The 5,243-nt window shown below is 63.4% G+C and carries 7 protein-coding genes and 2 pseudogenes; 5 read left to right on the top strand and 4 right to left on the bottom strand.

What is annotated here, in order from left to right; genetic code table 11:
• A partial coding sequence (locus tag EOA33_RS23400; protein ID WP_190234349.1) for an NAD(P)H-dependent oxidoreductase occupies positions 1–344 on the top strand: 344 nt, incomplete at its 5' end.
• Positions 345–402: 58 nt separating this feature from the next.
• Here EOA33_RS23400 and EOA33_RS23395 read toward each other — a convergent pair.
• Positions 403–766: pseudogene (locus tag EOA33_RS23395) on the bottom strand (helix-turn-helix domain-containing protein).
• Here EOA33_RS23395 and EOA33_RS41525 point away from each other — a divergent pair.
• A complete protein-coding gene (locus tag EOA33_RS41525; protein WP_348627278.1) occupies positions 711–833 on the top strand; it encodes a hypothetical protein in 123 nt (40 codons plus the stop codon). The pseudogene EOA33_RS23395 and the gene EOA33_RS41525 sit on opposite strands and share 56 nt — an antisense overlap.
• 63 nt (positions 834–896) lie before the next feature.
• Positions 897–1,037 carry a zinc-binding dehydrogenase gene (locus tag EOA33_RS23390; protein WP_245455415.1) on the top strand — a complete coding sequence of 47 codons (141 nt, stop codon included), beginning with the start codon at positions 897–899 and terminating at the stop codon, positions 1,035–1,037.
• A gap of 43 nt (positions 1,038–1,080) precedes the next feature.
• Here EOA33_RS23390 and EOA33_RS23385 read toward each other — a convergent pair whose 3' ends face one another.
• Complete coding sequence (locus EOA33_RS23385) at positions 1,081–2,382, bottom strand: glucoamylase family protein (RefSeq protein WP_126058725.1); 1,302 nt, start codon at positions 2,380–2,382, stop codon at positions 1,081–1,083.
• 170 nt (positions 2,383–2,552) lie between these two features.
• On the opposite strand from EOA33_RS23385, the gene EOA33_RS23380 reads away from it, so the two are divergent.
• Positions 2,553–3,479 (top strand): DMT family transporter, encoded by a 927-nt coding sequence (locus EOA33_RS23380; RefSeq protein WP_126058726.1) that lies wholly within the window; start codon positions 2,553–2,555, stop codon positions 3,477–3,479.
• Between the two features lie 9 nt (positions 3,480–3,488).
• Here EOA33_RS23380 and EOA33_RS23375 read toward each other — a convergent pair whose 3' ends face one another.
• A complete protein-coding gene (locus EOA33_RS23375) occupies positions 3,489–4,397 on the bottom strand; it encodes an alpha/beta hydrolase (RefSeq protein ID WP_126058727.1) in 909 nt (302 codons plus the stop codon).
• A 113-nt stretch (positions 4,398–4,510) separates the two neighbouring features.
• Between EOA33_RS23375 and EOA33_RS23370 the strand changes: the two genes are divergently transcribed.
• Positions 4,511–5,101 carry a CGNR zinc finger domain-containing protein gene (locus EOA33_RS23370; RefSeq protein WP_126059386.1) on the top strand — a complete coding sequence of 197 codons (591 nt, stop codon included), beginning with the start codon at positions 4,511–4,513 and terminating at the stop codon, positions 5,099–5,101.
• Between the two features lie 2 nt (positions 5,102–5,103).
• On the opposite strand, the pseudogene EOA33_RS23365 reads toward EOA33_RS23370, so the two are convergent.
• Positions 5,104–5,243: pseudogene (locus EOA33_RS23365) on the bottom strand (transporter associated domain-containing protein); the annotation flags it as partial.

Genomic DNA, 5,243 nt, shown 5'->3' with positions numbered 1-5,243 from the left:
ATCACGGCCCGACGGGTGTGCTGAAGAACGCCATCGACTACGCCGCCAACGAGTGGAACAAGAAGCCGGCCGGTTTCGTCGGCTATGGCAGCGTCGGCGGCTCGCGCGCCGTCGAACAGCTCCGCCTCTACGCCGTCGAGCTGCAGATGGCGCCGGTCAAGTCGGCGGTCCATATCGCCTGGGGCGATTTCCTGGCGGTTCGCCAGGGCGAGAAGAAGCTCGAGGATCTCGAGCATCTGAACCAGGCCGCCGCGGCGCTCGTCAACGACGTCGCCTGGTGGGCCAAGGTGCTCAAGGCGGCCCGCGCGGCCGACGCGATCGCCGAGGAAGCCAAGGCGGCCTGAGCCGTCAATCCGAGACAATCCTCCCAAGGGATATGGGGCGGCGCTTGCGCCGCCCTTTTCAATTTGCCGCCTGCGCGGACTGCCTCGGCCTCATGACGCAGTCCGCCACCCGGTCGTGCTCGTCGAGCTCGTCGGCATGGTGCTGCCCCCATTCGCACAGCGCCAGAAGGATGGGCTCGGGGCTGAGCCCAAGGGGCGTCGCGAAGTATTCGACGCGCGACGGGATCTAGGCGAAGACCCTCGCGGCGAACAAGGCCGTGCTCCTCCATTTCGCGCAACTGCTGGATCAGCACCTTCTGGGTGATCGAAGGCACCAGTGCCTTCAGCGACGAGAGTCTCCGGGGACCATCGAACAGGTGGTAGAGGATGACCGTCTTCCAGCGGCTCGAGATTACTTTCAAGGCACGCTCCGCCGGCAGCATCGGCAGTTCTCTTGATCGGGCCGGCCATGGTCACTTCCTGGTGAGCAGCGGACAAATGAGTGTGTAGTCGAGACAGCGCAGATAGTGGCAATGCACGGCCGATGCCATAGCGATCGGAGTTTGCCGTGGCTTGCGCCAGCTTTTCGATTTGGCTGCCGGCGGCCTGTTGGGTGTCACGTCCGGTGGCCGCTTCCCACTCGACCAGGCCGGTGCGGCTCACCGCCTTATCAAGGAGCGCCGCTCGACAGGTAAGATCGTGCTGGTGGCGTGATTGTCGTGGTCGATTCTGGAACCCGCCTGGTCATCGCTGCTGGTCACAGCCAGCCACCCGAAAATCCGGCTCGTCGCAGGCCCGTGGCGATGGCCGGTACGCGGCGCATGAGCCGCCACAGGAAGTCCGACCGGTAGTTCTCGATCATCAGCGCGATCGGCCCCTGGTTGATGCCGACATGGTCCGGCGATACCCAGCCGCAGGCGCGGCCGTCGGCAGCGGCGATTGTCGGATTGAAGCTGGCGGTGAAGCCGTAAGGGTTGCCCTCGTGCAGGTCGATCTCGCGGAAATGGCGGAGCACCGGCAGCACGATCTCGGGCGCAAACGGCAATGAGGTAATCGCCGCCCAGGGCGACAAGGTGCCGTCATCCGGACCGAAAGGCGCGCCGCGCGCCAGATAGCCGAAGAAGCGTCGGCCGCCGATCGTCAGAGGGAGCTTTTTCAGGCCCGGGCCATCACTGGCGGTGACGCCCCAGCAATTCTCGTCATAGCCGACGAAGCCCTTCGGATTGCGGATGGCGTAGTCGCGCTGCAGGTAGGTCGCCTGGCGGCTGTTCTCGAAATAGTCGGTGCCGTGCCTGTGCATGAAGGCATCGCGGATGCCGCGGAAATCGATCCAGACATGTGAGAACTGGTGGACGAAGAGCGGCCCGGCATAGACCAGTTCCCGGCCATAGATCTTCTTCCACTTGTAAGTGGAAAGCCAGGCCGCATAGGACTCGGGCGGCAGCGGATGGGTCGGCGAGGCGAGGCCCAGCACATAGAGGATCACCGCCTCGTCATAGCCTTGCCAGCGGTAGCGCAGGAAGCCCTTCTCGGGCCGCCAGCCATGGCTGACGGTAGCGCCGCCATCCTGCGCCCAGCGCCAGTCGGCGCGGCGATAGAGCGCATCGGCAAGCCGGCGGATTTCCAGTTCGGATTCGTCGTCGGCGTCAAAATAGGCGCCGGCTGCCAGCACGCCGGCAAGCAGAAGTGCCGTGTCGACCGTGGACAGCTCGCACTTCCAGACGCGGCGGCCTGTCTTCATGTCAAGGAAATGATAGTAGAAGCCCTTGTAGCCGGTGGCGTCGGGTTCTGGCCCGTGCGGCGCGTTCCAGAAGAAGCGAAGCGTGGCGATCGTCCGTTCAACGGCAGCGTCGCGGGTCATGAACCCACGCTCGACGCCGACGGGATAGGCCGACAAGGCGAGCCCGACGGCGGCGATGCTGGCGGGCGACGCCGGCGTGTTGCGGTCGGCGATCAGGCCATTTGCCGGGTTGGCCTCCTTGAGAAAGTAATCGAAGGACAGGCGCTGGATGCTGGAGAGAAGTTCCTCGTTCAGCTTGTGGTCGCTCGATGCATCCATGGCTACCGATATAGAGGCCTTCGCGGCGCTTCCCAACTTTTTGGCCGATCAATCATAGTGAGGCAGGCGAGGGCCGATAGCGAGAGGCGCATCAACCGCGCCGATTGGACCGCCATATCGACGGCGCTGCCATCTGGTCCCGCCGATTGCCCTGAGATATCCGCAGCCAGATGAGTGAAGCCGTGAAGACATCCAGCCTGACAGGCGTCGTTTCCCCGATGATTCCGGTGCTCGTATGCGCGCTCGCCATCTTCCTGCTTTCCGGGATGGATGCGGCGATGAAGACGCTGGTTATCGCCGTGGGCGTCTACAATACGGTGCTGTGGCGCGGCTTGCTCGCGACTGCAGTCGCGGGCGCAGCTTGGTCAGCGGGATCGTGCTCGCTGCCAACCATTGCGGTGCTGAGGCTACATGCCCTGCGGGCCATGGTTGTCGGCATCGTCCTGATATCATTCTTCTGGGGGCTTGGCAGGCTGCCACTCGCGGAGGCCGTCGGGCTCAGCTTCGTTGCGCCGTTGATCGCTCTCTTCCTCGCCGCGTTGTTGCTGGGCGAGCGAGTCCGGCGGGAGGCAATCTGGGCATCGATCGCCGGCATCGTTGGCGTGGCGATCATCGTGTCGCGCCAGTTCGGGCAGGCAAGCTATTCGCAAGACGCCCTGCTGGGCACGGCGGCGGTGCTCGTATCGACGGTGTTCTACGGCTACAACCTGATCCTCGCCCGGCAACAGGCGCTGGTGGCCAAACCAGTCGAGATCATGTTCTTCCAGAGCTTGGCCGTTGCAATCATCCTCGGCCTCGCCGCGCCGTGGCTCGCCGTCGCCCTGCCAGCCAATCTTTGGCTTCCCTTGGCCGGAGTGACAGCGCTGTCGCTTGCCGGCCAATTCCTGATGAGCTGGTCCTACGCCCGCGCCGAAGCGCAATATCTCATTCCAACGGAATATTCGGCCTTCATCTGGGCGATCGCGTTTGGCTGGTTCTTCTTCGACGAGGCGGTCACCTGGACGACGCTCGCGGGAGCATGCCTGATCGTCGCCGGCTGCCTGATCGCCGCGCGGGCAAACCCGAAACTTGCCGAGCCGATCGAGGCAGCCGTTTGACCGTCGCGGTCAGCGCTTTTCGGAATCGCGAAAGACCCCGGTCTCCACCTCGTGCATGAAGTGAGCGATGTGCGCCGCGCATTGGCGATGGTGCGTCTCAAGCAGCATGTGGCCGCTTTCAAAGACATGGATTTCGATGGCGTGGAGGTCGCGATTGTAGGCCATGACCTCATCCACCGCGAAGAAGGCATCATGGCGGCCCCACAGCACAAGGCAAGCTGGCCGGTGGTTGCGCAAGTAGGCCTGGATGGCGGGGAAGCGCGCGATGTGTGAGCCATAATCTGTGAAGAGTTCGAACTGAATGTCAGTGTTTCCGGGCCTCTCCAGGCGCTCGGTGTCGAGATGCCAACTCTCGGGCGGAAACAAGACCTTCAGACGTTCTGGAAGACCGCCGATATACTGGTTGCGGGTGCCCTCGAAATTCATCCAGTCCGGCAGCTTGGCGCGGTTGTCGTCCGTCGGTTCGGCGAAGAACACCTTGGGTGCGTCCCAAGCCGGTCCCAGCCCCTCCTCATGGGCATTGCCGTCCTGGACGATCAGGCCGAGGATACGATCCGGCCGTCGTGTCGCGAGATGGTAACCGACGGGCGCGCCGAAGTCGGTGATATAGAGAAAGAACCGCTCGAGACCAAGGGCCTCAATGAATGCCTCGATCGTGTTGGCGAGGTTCTCGAACGTGTAGTCATAGGCGTCGGTGGAAGGGGCGGACGAGAAGCCGAAACCGGGCATATCCGGTGCCACCACATAGGCTGTCTCGGCCAGTGGCTCGATGATGTTGCGATAGACATGTGAGGAAGTCGGATATCCGTGCAGCAGCAGGATTGCCGGACGGTCCGGGTCGCCGGCATGACGATAGAAAATGTCGAGGCCGTCGGCACGGATGGTTTCGTGCCGTGTCTTGTAAGGATCGGTTCGCATCGTCTGTCTCCCATGGCCCCGTGCTGCTGGCGACGCTCTGGCTTTGAAACCACATATCTGTATGATTACGGTTACATCGTAACTGCATAATGCGGTTAATAGGGTTATGTTCCATGGCGCAGACACACACCGAATGGGTGCCGGAGCACTTCATAGGCGGGCATTCCGCCCTGGACCTGTCGAACGCCGTGTTCGACCGGCGCGTGCCGGCGCCCGACAATGAACTGTTCAAGTCGACCCAGGATGTTGCCAACTGGTTCATGGCTTCAGGGCTTGCCGACCATCACCAGGCGCAGGCCGTTTCCGAGATCGAAGATGGGCGCTTCGTGGAACGGGTTCGCGAAGTCCGTGAAGCGTCTTTTCAGATTTTTGAGCCGATCGCCGCGGGCAAACCGTCCGCGACCGAGGCGCTCAGCGTCCTGTTCTCATGCGCGGCGAGCCCGCTAGCCACCGGGTCGGTCGACTTGCACGACACCAGACCGCAGCCAAGCCAGTGGCGGGACCCGGATGCCGTCACCGCGTTCCTTGCTTTGCTGTCGGTCGAAGCCTTCTTCAGCTTGCCGCGGGACAGGCTGCATTCCTGTCCTCGCTGCGGCTGGCTTTTCCTCGATACGTCGCGCGGCGGCAAACGCCGCTGGTGCAGCATGCGCACCTGCGGCAACCGCGAGAAGGTCTCGCGCCATAGGGGGCTTAGCGCCGCCTAATGTCAGCGCGCGATCTGCCGGTGACTGTCCGGCAGGCGCGTTGCGATCAGCTTGTCGATGCGGCGGCCGTCGAGGTCTACGACCTCGAAGCGCCCGCCCTGCGCATCGACGCATTCGCCCGTCGCCGGCAGGGGGTGCAGGT

It is taken from the genome of Mesorhizobium sp. M4A.F.Ca.ET.050.02.1.1 (genome assembly GCF_003997725.1).
In the GTDB taxonomy this organism is placed as follows: domain Bacteria; phylum Pseudomonadota; class Alphaproteobacteria; order Rhizobiales; family Rhizobiaceae; genus Mesorhizobium.
This window is presented reverse-complemented; position numbering and strand designations above follow the sequence as displayed.

Excerpts from the sequence above, each read along its gene's own strand:
- EOA33_RS41525 (WP_348627278.1), top strand. The coding sequence starts at position 711 with ATGACCGTCTTCCAGCGGCTCGAGATTACTTTCAAGGCACGCTCCGCC.
- EOA33_RS23385 (WP_126058725.1), bottom strand. The coding sequence starts at position 2,382 with ATGGATGCATCGAGCGACCACAAGCTGAACGAGGAACTTCTCTCCAGC.
- EOA33_RS23380 (WP_126058726.1), top strand. The coding sequence starts at position 2,553 with ATGAGTGAAGCCGTGAAGACATCCAGCCTGACAGGCGTCGTTTCCCCG.
- EOA33_RS23375 (WP_126058727.1), bottom strand. The coding sequence starts at position 4,397 with ATGCGAACCGATCCTTACAAGACACGGCACGAAACCATCCGTGCCGAC.
- EOA33_RS23370 (WP_126059386.1), top strand. The coding sequence starts at position 4,511 with ATGGCGCAGACACACACCGAATGGGTGCCGGAGCACTTCATAGGCGGG.